Annotated in this window: 14 protein-coding genes; all 14 read left to right on the forward strand. The window is 47.6% G+C overall.

Features of this window, described 5'->3' with window-relative positions; all coding sequences use genetic code 11:
- Nucleotides 1-74 precede the first annotated feature (74 nt).
- The 14 genes from hisD to MKZ13_RS00840 all read left to right on the forward strand — a co-directional run bounded on the left by hisD (nt 75) and on the right by MKZ13_RS00840 (nt 16,542).
- A complete protein-coding gene (gene hisD / locus MKZ13_RS00775) occupies nt 75-1,379 on the forward strand; it encodes a histidinol dehydrogenase (protein ID WP_339181099.1) in 1,305 nt (434 codons plus the stop codon).
- Nucleotides 1,372-2,001: an imidazoleglycerol-phosphate dehydratase HisB gene (gene hisB, locus MKZ13_RS00780; protein WP_260632859.1), complete on the forward strand. Its 630-nt coding sequence runs from the start codon at nt 1,372-1,374 to the stop codon at nt 1,999-2,001. The genes hisD and hisB overlap by 8 nt, the downstream gene beginning before the upstream one ends.
- Before the next feature lie 3 nt (nt 2,002-2,004).
- Entirely contained in the window at nt 2,005-2,631 is a 627-nt protein-coding gene (gene hisH / locus MKZ13_RS00785) for an imidazole glycerol phosphate synthase subunit HisH (protein WP_237178351.1), read from the forward strand.
- A 62-nt stretch (nt 2,632-2,693) separates the two neighbouring features.
- Nucleotides 2,694-3,428, forward strand: a complete 735-nt coding sequence (gene hisA, locus MKZ13_RS00790) for a 1-(5-phosphoribosyl)-5-[(5-phosphoribosylamino)methylideneamino]imidazole-4-carboxamide isomerase (protein WP_339181104.1) — start codon at nt 2,694-2,696, stop codon at nt 3,426-3,428.
- 30 nt (nt 3,429-3,458) lie between these two features.
- Entirely contained in the window at nt 3,459-4,220 is a 762-nt protein-coding gene (hisF, locus tag MKZ13_RS00795) for an imidazole glycerol phosphate synthase subunit HisF (protein ID WP_221822472.1), read from the forward strand.
- A gap of 1 nt (nt 4,221) precedes the next feature.
- Nucleotides 4,222-4,947, forward strand: coding sequence for a bifunctional phosphoribosyl-AMP cyclohydrolase/phosphoribosyl-ATP diphosphatase HisIE (gene hisIE / locus MKZ13_RS00800; protein WP_221822504.1), 726 nt, complete (start codon nt 4,222-4,224; stop codon nt 4,945-4,947).
- Nucleotides 4,948-4,959: 12 nt separating this feature from the next.
- Nucleotides 4,960-5,784, forward strand: a complete 825-nt coding sequence (hisJ, locus tag MKZ13_RS00805) for a histidinol-phosphatase HisJ (protein ID WP_074092958.1) — start codon at nt 4,960-4,962, stop codon at nt 5,782-5,784.
- Nucleotides 5,785-6,048: 264 nt separating this feature from the next.
- Nucleotides 6,049-6,996: a ribose-phosphate pyrophosphokinase gene (locus tag MKZ13_RS00810; RefSeq protein WP_036616184.1), complete on the forward strand. Its 948-nt coding sequence runs from the start codon at nt 6,049-6,051 to the stop codon at nt 6,994-6,996.
- A gap of 255 nt (nt 6,997-7,251) precedes the next feature.
- On the forward strand, nt 7,252-9,513 hold the full coding sequence (locus tag MKZ13_RS00815; RefSeq protein ID WP_221822470.1) for a helix-turn-helix domain-containing protein: 2,262 nt from the start codon (nt 7,252-7,254) through the stop codon (nt 9,511-9,513).
- Between the two features lie 447 nt (nt 9,514-9,960).
- Nucleotides 9,961-11,550 carry an extracellular solute-binding protein gene (locus tag MKZ13_RS00820; RefSeq protein WP_221822465.1) on the forward strand — a complete coding sequence of 530 codons (1,590 nt, stop codon included), beginning with the start codon at nt 9,961-9,963 and terminating at the stop codon, nt 11,548-11,550.
- A gap of 123 nt (nt 11,551-11,673) precedes the next feature.
- Nucleotides 11,674-12,573 carry an ABC transporter permease subunit gene (locus MKZ13_RS00825; RefSeq protein ID WP_221822461.1) on the forward strand — a complete coding sequence of 300 codons (900 nt, stop codon included), beginning with the start codon at nt 11,674-11,676 and terminating at the stop codon, nt 12,571-12,573.
- A 70-nt stretch (nt 12,574-12,643) separates the two neighbouring features.
- Nucleotides 12,644-13,516, forward strand: a complete 873-nt coding sequence (locus tag MKZ13_RS00830) for a carbohydrate ABC transporter permease (protein ID WP_076216878.1) — start codon at nt 12,644-12,646, stop codon at nt 13,514-13,516.
- Between the two features lie 58 nt (nt 13,517-13,574).
- The gene (locus tag MKZ13_RS00835; RefSeq protein ID WP_339181113.1) at nt 13,575-14,525 is read left to right on the forward strand and encodes a TIM barrel protein; all 951 of its coding nucleotides are present in this window, start codon (nt 13,575-13,577) and stop codon (nt 14,523-14,525) included.
- 265 nt (nt 14,526-14,790) lie between these two features.
- On the forward strand, nt 14,791-16,542 hold the full coding sequence (locus tag MKZ13_RS00840) for a hypothetical protein (protein ID WP_339181116.1): 1,752 nt from the start codon (nt 14,791-14,793) through the stop codon (nt 16,540-16,542).
- The last annotated feature ends 250 nt before the right edge of the window (nt 16,543-16,792 follow it).

The following is a 16,792-nucleotide window of genomic DNA, read 5'->3' on the forward strand; positions in this document are numbered from 1 at the left end:
GAGTAAGAGACAAAATAAAGAAGCAAATCGGCCACAAGAAGGCAGGTATTACAGAGGATGAGGAGGTTGTACGTATGAAAATTGTACCTGCACGGGAGTTTGATCTGAAGCGGGAAGTGGAGTATGGCACGCCGGAGCAAAATGAGACGGTACGGCGCATTGTCAGCGACATTCGCCGTGAGGGTGATGCGGCCCTGCTGCGTTACACAGAGCAGCTGGACCGCACAAAGCTGACGGCCGCGGATTTGCGCGTGCCGCAGGAAGAGCTGCAGGCGGCTTATGCAGCCGTGGAGCCATCCTTTGTGACGGCGATTCGGCAAGCCGCCGCCAACATTCGTGCGTTTCACGAGAAACAGAAACGCAACTCGTGGATGGATTGGCAGCCGGACGGCAGCCTGCTGGGCCAGGTCATCCGACCGCTGAAGCGGGTCGGCGTCTATGTACCTGGCGGCAAAGCAGCGTATCCATCGTCTGTGCTGATGAATGTGATTCCGGCACAGGTGGCAGGCGTGCCGGAGATCGTTCTTGTGACGCCGCCGTCTACGAACGGTGGCGAAGGTATTAACCCGTACATCCTCGTTGCTGCTGCGGAAGCAGGCGTGAGCGAGATGTACCGGGTTGGCGGCGCTCAAGCTATCGCCGCCCTGGCTTACGGCACGGAGAGTATTGCACCGGTCGACAAGATCTGTGGACCGGGCAATATTTACGTGGCGCTCGCGAAGCGCGAGGTGTACGGTGCGGTCGATATCGACAGTATCGCCGGGCCGAGTGAGATTGTGGTGCTCGCCGATGATACGGCGAATCCGGTGTATGTCGCCGCCGACCTGTTGTCGCAGGCGGAACATGACGAGATGGCATCGGCCATTCTCGTCACGAATTCGGCCACGCTGGCGGAAGCCGTGCAGGGCGAAGTGCAGCGGCAGCTTGAAGTGCTTCCGCGGCGGGATATCGCTGCTGCATCCGTGGAGCAGTATGGCGCTATTATTGTGGTTGATTCCATCGATGAGGGAATCGACGTGGTGAACCGGCTTGCACCGGAGCATCTGGAGATCATGGTGCAGGAGCCGATGGCTTACGCTGGCCGGATCGAAAATGCCGGTGCGATCTTCCTCGGCCCGTACAGCTCGGAGCCGGTAGGGGATTATTTTGCAGGACCCAATCACATTATACCGACCAATGGCACTGCGCGATTCAGTTCGCCAGTGGACGTGGATGATTTTATCAAGAAATCGAGTCTGATTTATTATAGTAAAGAAGCGCTGCTGAAGAACGGAGCGGCTATTATAGAGTTGGCCCGCCATGAGGGTCTTGAAGGGCATGCCCGTGCAATTGCTGTACGGTTAGAACAGGAAGGAAAGGCGGAATCGGACAATGGATAAGCAAAATAATGGTGTGGAACTTGAAACCAAAGGTGCAGTGCGCCAAGCAGAGGTTGACCGCAAAACAAATGAGACCAATATTCAATTGGCCTTTAATGTAGATGGAACAGGACAATCCACGATTGAAACGGATGTACCTTTCCTGAACCATATGCTGGATCTGTTCACAAAGCACGGGCAATTCGACCTGAACGTGCAGGCCCGTGGAGATATTGATATCGACGATCATCACACGGTTGAAGACATCGGGATCTGTCTGGGACAGACGTTGCGAGAAGCGTTGGGTGACAAACGCGGCATCAAGCGTTACGCCAGTGTTTTTGTGCCGATGGACGAGGCACTCGCTCAGGTCATTATTGATGTGAGCAACCGGCCTCACTTTGAATACCGTGCAGAATACCCTTCCCAACAGGTAGGCAGTTTCTCCACGGAACTGGTACATGAATTCCTGTGGAAATTGGCGCTGGAAGCTCGGATTACGTTACATGTCATTGTGCACTATGGTCAGAACACCCACCACATGATTGAAGCGATCTTTAAAGCATTGGGACGTGCACTGGATGAAGCAACGATGATTGATCCACGTGTAACAGGTGTGCCTTCCACGAAGGGAGTGCTGTAGACGATGGCGATTGCAATTGTCGATTACGGTATGGGTAACCTGCACAGCGTCGGCAAAGCGGTCGAACGTCTTGGCTACGAAGCGCTGGTCACGGGTGACCGGGAAGAGATTCTTGGCGCAGATGGTGTCATTCTGCCAGGCGTAGGTGCTTTTGGTGATGCGATGGTTCATCTGCGGGAGAGTGGACTGGATACGGTGGTGAAGGAAGCCGCTGCCGGGTCCAAGCCACTGCTCGGTATCTGTCTGGGCATGCAATTGTTGTTCAGCTCAAGTGAAGAGCATGGCGAGCATGAAGGACTGGATATTTTGCCAGGTAAAGTGGTGCGATTCGCACCAGGAGAGCTGAAGGTTCCTCATATGGGATGGAACCGTTTGGAATTCCTGCACGCGGAAAATCCGCTATTTACAGGGCTTGAGGCAGGTCACGTCTATTTTGTCCATTCCTATCATGCGCTTACTGAAAACAGGGACGATCTGCTGGCAGTAACGGATTACGGACATCCGGTGACAGCCATTGTAGGCAGAGGATCCAACTTTGGCATGCAATTCCACCCGGAGAAAAGTGGAGAGCTTGGTATGAAGCTGCTCGGCAACTTTTTGGCTCTGACAGGATCACCTGTACAAAGGTAAAATATCATCTCTTCTTAACTATAGAAAGCGTACAAATCTAATTCATATTCAGGAGGCCTTGTATGTCATCTTTTATCCTATATCCGGCGATTGATATCCGGGACGGCAAATGTGTAAGACTGGTGCAGGGAGATTATAATCAGGAGACCGTGTATAACGATGACCCGGTTCAAGTGGCTCTATCCTGGGAGAAGCAAGGCGGTACATACGTTCATCTGGTGGATCTGGATGGTGCGAAAGCAGGGCGCCCTGTTAACGATGAGCTGATCGGGCGGATTGCCTCGGCTGTGAACGTACCTGTTCAGGTGGGCGGCGGACTTCGTACGGTAGCTGATGTAGAACGTTTGCTGGGTCTGGGTGTTAGCCGGCTGATCATTGGAACAGCAGCGATTGAGGATCGTGCATTTACAGAGGAAGTACTGGGACGTTACGGTGACAAAGTGGCAATTGGCATCGACGCTCGTAATGGTTACGTGGCAACCCGCGGATGGCTTGAAACATCGGAAGTACAAGCAGAGGTACTCGCGAAGGAATTGGCGGCATATGGGGCAGAAACGTTTATCTTTACGGATATTTCCCGTGATGGCATGATGCAGGGTCCTAATGTGGAAGCGATTGTATCTCTAGCCAAGACAAGCGGACGGACGGTTATTGCTTCCGGCGGTGTGAGTGTAATGGATGATCTGCTTCGTCTGAGTCGCCACGCGGATGATGGTGTTGGTGGAGCAATCGTGGGTAAAGCACTGTATACGGGAAGCATCGATCTGTCTGAAGCAGTACGTGCGGTAAATAAGTAAGAGATATTCGGATAGAGAGGAAGAGGTAACATGCTGGCAAAAAGAATCATCCCCTGTCTGGACGTGAAGGACGGACGGGTCGTCAAAGGCGTCAACTTCGTTAATCTCCGCGATGCGGGTGATCCGGTAGAGCTGGCGGCACTATATGACCGCGAGGGCGCGGATGAATTGGTGTTTCTCGATATCTCCGCTTCAGTGGAAGGCCGCGAAACGATGGAAGAAGTCGTGCGGCAGACAGCGGGCGAGATTGCAATTCCCTTTACAGTAGGCGGTGGCATCTCCAAGGTAGAGGACATGAAGCGGATTCTCCGTGCGGGAGCGGATAAAATTGCAGTGAATACAGCCGCGGTACTTAATCCGCAGTTGATTGCCGATGGTGCACGTCGCTTTGGCTCGCAGTGTATCGTGGTAGCGATCGATGCCAAGTATAACGAAGCTTGGGGCGAGTGGGAAGTCTATACCCATGGTGGACGGAAACCCTCCGGGATCAAGGCACTGGAATGGGTTAAAAAGGCTGAGAGCTTGGGCGCGGGGGAGATTCTTCTCACCAGTATGGACGCGGACGGAACAAAAGACGGCTTTGATCTGAAGCTGACGGCAGCGGTATCCGAATCTGTGCGTATTCCAGTCATCGCATCGGGCGGTGCGGGCAAGGAATCTCATTTCTATGATGTATTTACCACAGGCAAAGCGGACGCAGGGCTGGCCGCAACGATTTTCCATTACAAAGAAATCGCCGTACCGGCGTTAAAACAACATTTGAGAGAACAAGGGGTGGAGATCCGTGACTAAAGTGAGCGATGAAATCAAGGAACAGCTATCCTTGGAGCAGGTTGTGGAACACATTCGTTGGAGTGACGGATTGGTTCCTGCCATTGTGCAGGATATGGATACTCGGGAAGTCTTAATGATGGCTTATATGAATCGCGAATCTCTGAAGTTGTCGCTAGAATCCGGTGAGACGTGGTTCTGGTCACGCTCGCGTCAGGAGTTGTGGCATAAAGGGGCAACATCTGGCAACGTGCAGACGATTACTTCCCTAAAATATGATTGTGACGGTGATACCTTGTTGGTTGAGGTGAAACCGAACGGTCCGGCTTGCCATACAGGGGCGGTAACTTGTTTCCATAATGAAATCATTGGTTTGCCAGAGAAATCGGCAGACAAGGCTTCGGATGAAGCGGGTGCGGCATCTGCTTCTGCAAGTTCCGGTTCCGAAAGTCGCTTTGAGGTATTGGCTGAACTGGAATCCGTTATTGCAGAGCGTGAACGTGAGCGTCCTGAGGGTGCATATACAACGTATCTCTTTGATAAAGGTGTAGACAAAATACTGAAAAAAATCGGTGAAGAAGCGTCCGAGACAATCATCGCCGCCAAAAATAAAGATAATGACGAGCTTCGTCTGGAAGTCAGTGACCTGATGTATCACCTGCTCGTCCTGTTACAAGAGCGCAAGCTGCCGCTGGACGACATTATGTCAGAGCTGAGCCGCCGTCATGAACGGCCTCGCCGCGATTAGGAGGCGAGTTTCGTGCGTATAGACTATCATACACACCATGAGCGGTGTGGACATGCCGTTGGCAAACTGGAAGAGTACGTGCAGCGTGGTGTGGAGATCGGACTCTCCCAGATTGGATTGTCCGATCACATGCCATTGTTGCATGTCGATCCGGCTCAATATTATCCGGAAATGGCGATGCCTATGGATGAACTGCCGCGTTACGTGGAGGAGTGTTTCTCCCTGAAAGAACGTTACCGCGGGCAGATTGACGTACGTGTTGGTCTGGAAGGTGACTATATTGAAGGCTGGGAAACAGAGATCCGTGCAATCATTGAGCGTTATCCATGGGATTATGTGATTGGCTCTGTTCATTTCCTCGGGGAATGGGACATTACGGATTTCCGCCAGACCCATCACTGGGAGGGCAAAGACATCCTTGAGGTATATCGTCAGTACTACGATGCCGTAAGCAAAGCAGCCGCCACGGGCATGTACGATATTATGGGTCATACGGATGTCATTAAACGGTTTGGTTTTGTTCCTTCAACAGAGCAGACAGAAGAACGTATCTCACTGGAGAACGCAGCGCTGCAGGCTATTGCCAAAAGTGGCTGCGCCATGGAGCTGAATGCCTCCGGGTTATCGAAGCCTTGTGCCGAGATGTTCCCTAGTCGCAGAATGCTGACGGAAGCCATTCGCTTGGGTATTCCATTAACCATGGGCTCTGATGCACATGACCCAATGAAGCTGGGCGATTATTTGCCTGAAGCTGAAGCACTTTTACATGAGTTGGGCTGTACGGAAGTCGCTGTTTTCGAAGGCCGTCATCGCTCGTTCATTCCTTTAAATGTATAAGCCATTAGAGTATAATGAGGGTAGGAAATAACCTTTTAGAGGTAGTTCAAAAAGTCCGCCTTTGATTACGAAGGATGCCTAATGGCATCTTCAGCATCGAAGCTGGAATTCAGCCGAAATGTCCGTTGCTCACGTAGTTTTGCCTACGCTCCGCTACTCCATTTCTAGCTTTATCCCATCTTCTCGGTACTGAAATCCGGTCTTTTTGAACAATCGCTTTTAGATAAGGGATTATATAGGGATTTCAACCCTCGGGAGGGCATTATGCAGCATTCGTTACGTATTTTTTCCGGTTCATCGAACCCTAAGCTGGCAGAACAGGTATGTGACAAGCTGGGTGTACAACTGGGCAAGATCAAGCTGTCCAGGTTCAAGAGCGGAGAAATATACGTTCATTATGAAGAAACGATCCGTAATTGTGATGTGTTTCTGGTACAGTCGTTGTCTCATCCGATCAATGAGCTGTTTGTCGAGTTGCTTGTGATGATTGATGCCGCAAAGAGGGCTTCCGCACGCACTGTGAACATCATTGTTCCTTATTATGGTTATGCTCGTCAAGAGCGTAAATCCGCTCCACGGGAACCAATCTCGGCCAAGATGGTAGCAGATGTATTAACGACAGCTGGCGCCAATCGAGTAGTAACAATCGATTTGCACGCAGCGGCCATTCAGGGATTCTTCAACATTCCGGTTGACCATATGACATCACTGGATCTAATTAGTGATTATTTGTTAAGCAAAGGAATTGAGAACCCTGTTGTAGTCTCCCCTGATGCGGGACGAGCATCGATGGCAGAGAAGCTGGCGAACCGTCTGGATTCTCCATTTGCCATTATGATCAAGAAACGTCCAAGCCATAATGAATCGGTGATTACCCATGTCATTGGTGATGTAGAAGGGCGGACACCTATTATTATTGAGGATCTGATCGACACCGGAACAACCATTCTGAATGTTGTGGAAGGGTTGAAGGAACGTGGCTCCAAAAATGTATATGTATGTGCAACACACGGATTGTTCTCCGATGGGGCAGTGAGTAAATTGAATCACCCGTCAATTGAAGAGGTGGTCGTTACGGACTCGATCGCACTGCCAGATGACCACCCCGAATGCTTCAAAGTGTTACCTGTTGCACCAATGCTGGCCCGCGCCGTACGCATTATTGTGGATGGTGGCTCTATGGCCACATTGTTTAAAGATTCTGGCATTTAGAGCATCGAGGATATAACGGTGTGCTGCCAGATGAACTGTCCCGTGTCTGAGTTGTTGTCTGCTCAGCACGGTTTTTTTTGTTTTGGCTCTTTGAATACAATTCTTGCTTTGCTGCTCAGAGGCTTGTGCTATAATAACATAAAATCAGTTATGATAGCGTTATCATATAGTATTCAGCCTCTAAGGCGAGATGGATGCTGAACAGTAGAACCACGGCTGAGAACATTGGCATCGTGGAGTGAGGAGTGGGGTCTATTGTCTCGTAATTGGTACTACCGGTTATTGTTTTCGTATTTCCCAATTTTTTTTCTTACGGTGACCATACTCATTTTCATCGCGTTTGTATTCATCAATGACATCTCTAAAGAAGAAACAAAAAAAGCAGACCGGATCTCCTCCAGTTATATGATCGACACAGTGGATCGCACAATCAGGGATATTGAACTATCCATTCTGGAGACGGTACAGAGTCAGCAGGCATACAAACTCTATTTTAATAACACAAACCTAACTAGCTCGGACACGGTGTATGCAATTGCGCAGAATTTACGTGAGCTATCCAATTCGTCCTCATGGATTCAGTCCATCTATCTATATGACAAGCGAAATGAACATGTTCTGACTGTAAGTGGTTCCAAAGAAGCAGAAAGTTACTCGGATAACGCATGGATTGATCAAATGGTTAACGGGTCTATAGGTTCGGGCTGGCAGCCGGTTCGGGAATTTGATGCGGATTCTGTCCAACGTACTCCTATTCGCGTATTAACCGTGAACAAGGACATGCCTTTGCCTTTTGGCTCGCAGGGCACATTGGTCATTAATATCAAGATGAGCAGCATTGAACAGAGTGTAGATAGTATGGTTAATGGTCAGCTCTCATTCCTGACGATTACGGATCGGGACGGTAAGGTTGTGTATAATGCACACTCGGACCAAGAGGGCTCGATAGACGGTCAGGAACTGAATAGGCTATCGCTAGAAAGACTGGGCTGGACAATATCCAGTGGAATTAAGGCCGGCAACTTATTTGGCTGGGTATCTGTTATATCTTATGTATGGGTAATCATTGCTATTGTGACTGTTATCTGTGCAATTGTATATATCGTGTACATTACTCGCCGTAACTATAAACCCATTCAGATCATCATGAACCGTATTGAGTCTCATCAGATTCGGGCGTTTGAACACTCAGGTGCTCGCACGGATGAGATGAAGATGATTGACGGTGTGCTTGAGAATCTGATTAATCATATGATGGATTATGACAAAAAAAGCAGGGAAAATGTACTCATGCAGCGCAGCAAGTTGTTCAATGCCCTGTTGCATGGTGAACACATGGAAAATGCAGCAGAGCAATTAAAAGAGCTCTCACCACTGAATGAAGTGCGTGACTCGTCGCGTTTTGTCGTTGTTGTTGGAGAGATTAACCGTTATGAGAAGGGATTTCAGGAGAGATACACGAGAGGCGAACAAAATACGCTGAAGTTTGCCTTGATGAACGTTTTGCAAGAGCTGTCACGTAATACGGGAGTCCAATGCTGGACGGAATGGATTAGTGTAGATCGAATTGCAATCCTTTTTGTGTTCAAAGAACAGAATGATAACAACATGGATATGTCTGGGCAGATTCTTGTTGTAGCTGAGGAATGCAAATCTTGGGTAGAACAAAATCTACGCATTTCCTTAAGCTTTGGCATTGGACCTATCGCTCAGGGAATCGGTACAATACGAGATTCCTATGCAGCTGCAGAAGCGGTAATGCAGCGTAAACTGTTGATGAATGGAGATGTCGGCCAAGCCGACTGCGGTGAAACACAGCATCCTTTGCTGGATACCTATACCTATCTGCAGATGATTGCGGACTTTGTTAAGCGATTCCGGATGTCGAGTGGACAGTGGCGGGAACAGTTGGAGGAGATCTTTACGGCATTTGAACAGAACAAACTGCCGGATGATGAGATTCGTTCTCTGATTCAGGCCATGTTACAGATGCTTAGCCGAGAAGTGGCCATGATGTCGGAAGGACTCCAGGAAGAGCTGTCCGAAGAAAACATCAACAGATGGTTGAGTGCTGTGGAAGAGGCAGTGACGCTTACCGATGTGAAAAGTCTTTTGTTTGATGGTCTGACGGACTTGTTCAGAACGTATGTAGCGGTAACGGAAACCAAGAGTTACAAAGCCATGGTTAATGAAATGAAAAATTATATCGAAGAACAGTTTGCAAATCCTGATCTTTCATTGAAACATCTGAGCGATCGATTCCAGATTACGGGCAAACATGCGAGTTATTTGTTCAAGACAGAATTCAACATGAAGTTTGTTGATTTTGTTACAGAGCTGCGCATGAAGGAGACGGAGCAGCTTCTGCTCAATACCGATTACTCTTTGCAGGATATTGCCCTGAAGGTTGGGTATGCAAATGGAATTACGTTGGGACGTGTATTTAAGCGGGTAACGGGTATTACACCAGGAGATTATCGTCGTTTGAAACGTGAACATCGAGAACCCGAAGAGTAACGCAAAAGTGAACATATTCTGAGAATTGTACATCAGGATAACACAGGGTGAATTTCATGCAGTCACTTTCCACTTAGGAGAGAGGTTTGCAGAGGTTCGCCCTGTTTTCGTTGAACAGTTCTCTGCTGCCCGAGATCGGATGCAACTGTTTTCGCAGGATAGCAAGCTAATATTCCTGTTTTTTTCCCGTTTACGAATATAGGCAGTGTGTGAAAATGGTTTATCCGACTTGGGACAGGCATTTCCAGGTCGTGAGGCGTTGAGAGCAATTACAGCCTAGAGCGGCACAGCTTCGGGAAAATAATCAGTCTGAGAAAATGGGCTTAATGCATAAACTAAATTCCGTTTGTAAGCGCTTCCGAAATTGGTTTATTGCTAGAGTTCGGAAAGATGTGGAATACTCGGAGCAAGCCTTAACATTCACGCAAAGTAAAAGGGGATGACAAAATGATTGGAAAAGCAACCAAGGGGAGTAAGAAGAAATGGATGGGTCTGGCACTTACGATGGTAATGGGAGTGTCCTTACTTGCAGGGTGCTCGTCTGCATCAGAAAAAGAATCAGCAGAAGGCGGGGCAACAACTAATGGTGAGCGTGTTACTTTGAAAGTGGAGGTTTTCGATCGTGGTAACAGTCCTTCTCCACATACGATCACGAACAACTATTTAACTAAATTTGTTCAAGAGAAATTCGGCGATCCGAATAACATTGATGTGCAATTCGTACCTGTTCAACGTTCAGAAGAAACAACCAAGCTCAACGTGTTAATGGCCAGCCCAAGCGACGTTCCAGATATAGTGTTTGTATACGACTCCAGTGTGTTCTACCGTTATGCTCAGCAAGGTGGTCTAACTGAAGTAGGTGAATTGCTTAATGAACATGCACCTAACTTAAAAGAATATCTCGGCGAAGACCTGTTGAGATTCGGTCAGCTTGAAGGTCAGCAATTCGCTATTCCGGGTAAACGTGCCATTACTTCCCGCTACAATTCTTATATTCGTCAGGATTGGCTAGACAAAGTCGGCATGAAGGCTCCAACGACAACGGATGAGCTGTACGAAACGCTGAAAGCATTCAAAGAGAAAGATCCGGGCAATCTGGGCAGCAAAAACATCCCAATGGGTATGGCACTTGCCCCAGCGCAGTACGAAACATTGATTTACTCCTTTATCAAACCCGTACAAGATGGGCTTACGTACAGTCAGCGTTACGAACTACCATTGCATGATGGCTTCAAAGATGCGATGCAGTTCCTTAACAAACTTTACAATGAAGGTCTGATCAGCAAAGACTTCAGTCTGGATGAAGAAAAAACGCAATTGGTCAAAGACTTCCAGAACGGTAATATTGGCTACATGTCTGAGGACGTAGGTCAGATTCTGTATGCAGATGGTATGCTTGATAATTTGCAAAAGAATGTACCGGATAGCAAAGTTGTAGCAGTTGACGCTTACACCAATTCGAATGTGGACAACAAACACATCAAATCACGTTATGGCAGCAATGGTATGTACATCATGATTCCGAAAAGCAGTAAACGTTCGGTTGAAGCAGTGAAATACCTAGACTGGATGGCTTCTGGAACGAACTTGCTGGAGATGAACACTGGTGTCGAAGGTGAAAATTACGATATGGTTGATGGTGTTCCAGTTGTTAAAGATGATGCACCACAGGATGTCAAAGATCGTATCTACAACGGTGGTGACATGGCCATTATTGCCAACGGTAAAGTTGTTGGAGATCAGGCAGCCAATGAAGCCGCATGGATTGCAGGCTTCCCAGAACGTAACCAAGAGCTGATGAGACAGTCCATTGATATCGCTAATACGGATACGATTGGCCCGGTTATCTTCAGCAAACCAATTGAATCAGAATCTAAATATGGTACAGCGCTAAATGATAAGTTGAAAGTGCTTATTGTGAAAACTGCGATGGCTAAACCGGCAGACTTCGAAGCTGTATATGAAAAAGAAATGAATGATTTCATGTCACTCGGTGGAACAGAACTGAAGAAAGAACTTGAAGCAGCACTTCAGTAAGCGTTAAACAGATTCATCTTGTGATTACTAAATCAATATGTAATTTACCGCATAACTTTGGAAGGAACGTGTGCCGCCAGTATGGCGGCACAGCCGTTTCTCTGTTGATAGGAGGAAACCGACTTGACCATCACATACTTGAAAAGGTATTGGCAATTATATGCGCTCATCTCACTGCCTCTGATCTACTTCTTGATCTTTCGTTACGGCCCAATGTACGGGGTTCAGATCGCTTTTAAGGATTTCAACTTGTTTCAGGGCATCAACGGGAGTGAGTGGATCGGTTTCGATGCTTTCCGTGAAGTATTTGGAATGAGGGACTTCTACACCACATTGCGAAACACCTTCATGCTAAATTTCCTCGACCTGCTTGTTTCGTTCCCTGCTCCAATTTTATTGGCCATCATGCTCTATGAAGTTCGATTCAAATGGTTCAAAAAAATATCGCAAACGATTCTGTACATTCCTCACTTTATCTCCTGGGTTATCATCGGGGGAATTGTATACCAATTGTTCGGTAATCAATCCGGTATGGTTAACGGTGTACTGGAGAGTATGGGCTTTAATTCGATACCATTTTTGACAGAGAAAAATCCATGGCTTGTGACGTACCTATTCACAGGTGTCTGGCAAAGTGCAGGGTGGGGAACCATTCTATATCTGGCCGCATTAACCGGCGTCAACAAGGAATTGTTTGAAGCAGCTGAGATCGATGGAGCATCGCGGCTGAAGAGAATCTGGCACATAACGCTGCCAAGTATCAAACCAACCATCGTGACCTTGCTCATTCTTAATCTCGGACATATGGTCAGCATTGGCTTTGATCGACCTTATATTATCGGTAACACAGCGGTACGTGAATATTCAGATGTACTTAGTACCTTTGTATACAGGGTCGGCCTTGAATCAGGACAATACACGCTTGCAACTGTCGTAGGACTATTCCAGGCTGTTGTAGGGCTAATCTTTGTACTTGGCTCTAACTATATTTCAAAAAAGGCAACCGGCGAAGGCATTTTATAAGTTATCAAAGCATGAAAGATACGCCAATCGGCTTGTATGTATAGACCATCAGTAAAGGAGCTGTGCGCATATGAGTGAACGCACCTCAAATCGGATTTTTGATATCGTTAATATCTCCTTTATCAGTTTGTTTGTTATATTCTGTCTGGCTCCATTTTTGCACACCATTGCGATATCTCTAAGTTCTAACCGGGCTATTACTTCGGGAGAAGTGACCATTTTTCCTAAAGAATTTAACTGGGATGCGTATATTCAAGTATTCTCTGATCAATCTATGCTCTACTCATTGGGCTTTACGTCTGTGTTGACAGTGGCAACTACAGTGTTGTGTATGTTATTCACACTTGCTGCTGCATACCCGCTAACCAAGAAAAAATTAAAAGGGCGCAAGCTCTTTATGTATGTCATCATCATTACGATGTTTTTCAGCGGCGGGATGATCCCCGAGTATTTGCTCATTCGTGATCTAAACATGCTTAATTCAGTCTGGGCACTGATCTTGCCGGGACTGGTTAGTCCATTTAACCTCATTATCCTGATCTCATTTTTCAGAGGCATACCTGAAAGTCTGGAAGAATCAGCAGAAATTGACGGCAGCTCGCATGTACACACGCTATTCAAAATCATACTGCCATTATCCATGCCTGTACTTGCCACATTAGCGCTATTCTATGCGGTTGGTCGCTGGAATGGATTCCAAGATTCACTTTTGTATATTAATGATCCCAAGTTGTATCCACTACAACTGAAGCTCTTCCAAATGGTTCAAAACAATATGGTGAGTGAGCTTACATTAATGGAAGGTGCTAACCGCACACCACTGACTCCGGAAAGTCTCAAGGCAGCAACAGTGGTATTCGCAACTGTACCGATTCTGCTCGTCTATCCGTGGCTGCAAAAGTATTTTGTCAGTGGTGCGATGCTTGGCGCGGTAAAAGGTTGAGTTAAGGCTGGTGCAAGAGTTATAGCCATTTCGCCAGAGGGAAGGAGAAGGAAAACAGATGCAGCACATAGATAAGGGTATATATTCGTTCTCCACATGCTGGAATATCCGAAAACATGATGTCGGGGAAGCCATGATTCGGGAGATTGCCGAACTTGGCTTTCGCCAGGTCGAACTCAACTATAACGTAACGAAGGAAATGCTCACGACGATTGAGCCCATGATTGAACGCGGAGACATCGGTATCTCCAGTGTCCATAATACGTTTCCACATGACCCTGATCCCGATTATGGTACGGATTCAGTCCTGCTTGGATTCAAGGATGAGGTTAAACGTCAGCGCGCAATAGAGTTACTTGTTGAGTCGGCAGAATGTGCCCATCGTTATGGTGCTAAAGCTGTAGTCGTACACCCTGGGGAAGTACCTTTTCCTGAGGATATCAGCAAAGATCTTGGAAAGCTCTATCACGAGGAAGGGCCGGATTCCCCGAAGTATCAAAGCAAATGGGCAGAACTGATGGAACGGCGGGAGGCACTCAGCTCCGGTTATGTACAAAAGATTATTGTTAGCCTGGATGAGGTCTGTAATCGAGCTGCAGCCAAAGGTCTGGATGTTCGTTTCGGAATCGAGACAAGATCCAGACCACAACAGATTCCTACCCTGGACGAAGCGAAGACCATCATCACGGCCCTTAAAGGGGCTCCAGTTGGTATCTGGTACGATACCGGTCATGCCATCATGATGGATCGACTGGGCCTCTATGACAGTGTAGGGGAAATGCAGGGCCTGATGGATGATATCGTTGGTGTTCATATTCATGAGACACTGGGTCTCTCTGACCACTGGTGCCCTTATGTACACAGTAAAGACATGAATTTCTATGATGCCTATCTGCCTATGATTCGCCGGGCACAGGTGAAGGTATACGAGTTAAAGTCTGCCTGTAAGCCAGAAGAGATCCACGAGAGTCATGACTTGCTTATGAAGAAGCTTGGATTGGCAGAGTAGCAGAACAGGAGCCTTGAAGTTAGGAACATTCTGCGTGTTAAAAAACGTGTGTTGAACGGCGGTTTTCTCGGTGATGAAAATCACATGAAGTTTGGTGAAACAAGGACGGAATTCTAGCGACTTTTGTAAAAATATGATAAATACAGACGAGAAAAAATGAACTCACGTTACGGGCGGTATGGGAAGCAGCTCCCGGTCTGAATCGAAGAGCTGAAGCAACATACTTTGCACATCGGGAGAATGCATTGGTATGGAGGGACTGCACATGTACAAACAACTGGTGGACAGTAATGACAGAGCGGTAGAAAGAGGCATAACCCGGCAAATGCTTGATCCGGAAAGCCGTTACTATGGAGGGACAATTGATCCCTTCACAGGTGTTGCCTGGGTCAACCATACGACAGGAACGCCCACGGATATGTGTTACTGGGGAGCTGCGATCTCCAATCCGGACTCCGTCTATTACCGGGATGAGGCATTGTTAAATCGACTGCTGTTAGCTACGGAATATGTACTTCGCTTCCAGCATGAAGACGGCTCAATATCACCTGGCTGGACCAATTACCATTCCCCTCCGGATACTGCATTTGTCGTTGTAGGGTATTCGCAGTTGTATCAGCTTCTTCTGCAACAGGAATGGGAGCCGCTGCAACCTGTATTGGACAATATGAGGCTGTTTCTGGAACGGACAATCCCAACCATGCTAACGGGAGGCTGTCATACGCCAAATCATCGCTGGGTGCTATGCGCGGCGCTTGGTTTCCTGCATGAACTATTTGATCTGGAGGAAGCTGTGCAGCGCGCAGAGCAGTGGATGGATGAAGGCATGGATATTACACCCGATGGAGAGTGGACGGAGCGGAGCAATGGGATATACAGCGCTGTTAGCGACATCATGTTAATTCATGCAGCGCGTCTGCTCAATCGTCCTGAACTGCTTGAACCGGTGAGGCTCAATCTTCGCATGATGGTGTACCTTGTGCATCCTACAGGTGAGATTGTTACGGACTATTCAGGTCGACAGGATCTGGGCAGTGTTCATGATCTGTCACCTTACTATCTGCCGTATGCCATTCTGGCGCGGTTGGACGGTGATCCACTCTTTGCTGGCATGGCAGCCTGGGCGGGAGATACATTAACAGATCCGGGAGTTTGCTCAGTGAATACGCTCATTCGGTTGATGCTTGAGCCTGAGCTTCAGCAGACAATTGAGGCACCTGATGCATTACCTGAACAGTATGAGGTCATGCTGAATGAACATTTTCTCCGGGGAGAATATCTGGAGCAGATGGATTTGGTAGGACATCACGGACGTATCTCTCACAGTCGGATGCATACGGATTTTGGTGCTCCGGTAGCTCGAATTCGGGATGGCGCTACTAGTGTGACTGTGATGACAGAAGTTCCTTCTTTCTTCGCACTTCGTCATGGCAAGGTGCGCCTGCTGGCTGTGCAACTGGCTTCTTACTTTAATCCAGGGTATGTACCTATGCAGCAAATGACGAGGTTGTCCGAAGGGTATCGACTAACTGGTGAGCAGAAAAAAGGTTACTACGGCCCAATCCCTGCAAACCTGCTGCCAGAATCGGCTGCATCAGCCATCAGTCCATGGTACTTGTTACCTCATCAGAGTCGTCAGCTTACTCATGAGCAGACCTTCCGTGTAGGAGCAGAATTACTGCCAACGGAAAACGGATGGAGCATGCATCTATCTGGACAGGAACCGGCGGACATCATGATGCAGTTATCCTTTGTATTCGGAAGCGAAGGTGAGCTGATCTGTGAAGACTCGATTGAAACGAGTGAGGGTCATTATTTGTGGAAAGGCGGTACATTACGCTATACCTGCGGAGAAGACTGGCTGGAGATCACCGGGGGCGAACTGGGTCATCTGGCGGCAACGGTACGTGAGGCAAAACTGCCGGACAAGTGTAAGGTTGTGCTGGTCAATTTCATGACGCCTTTTTATAAGACCCTTCATATTTCACTTTCACCTTCGATGGCGTTGAAAAATTAAAGCGATTGAGACTCTATTCTTCGGATGTTAACAAAGTCTATCGTTTTAGTTGATCTAATGCAGTTTCAATTGATGTAGTTACCTGAGTATTATCTGTTTACAAAAAATAAAGATGGCATTTCATCCGTGTATGATGGAATGTCGTCTTTATTTGCATTTTTTTCATAAACGACATGAAACTACATATTGAGAAGTGGGCCTTAAGATGTGGTATACTGAAGAGTATGAATGAAATGCAAAGAGGAGGTGC

Source organism: Paenibacillus sp. FSL R5-0701, assembly GCF_037973995.1.
In the GTDB taxonomy this organism is placed as follows: domain Bacteria; phylum Bacillota; class Bacilli; order Paenibacillales; family Paenibacillaceae; genus Paenibacillus.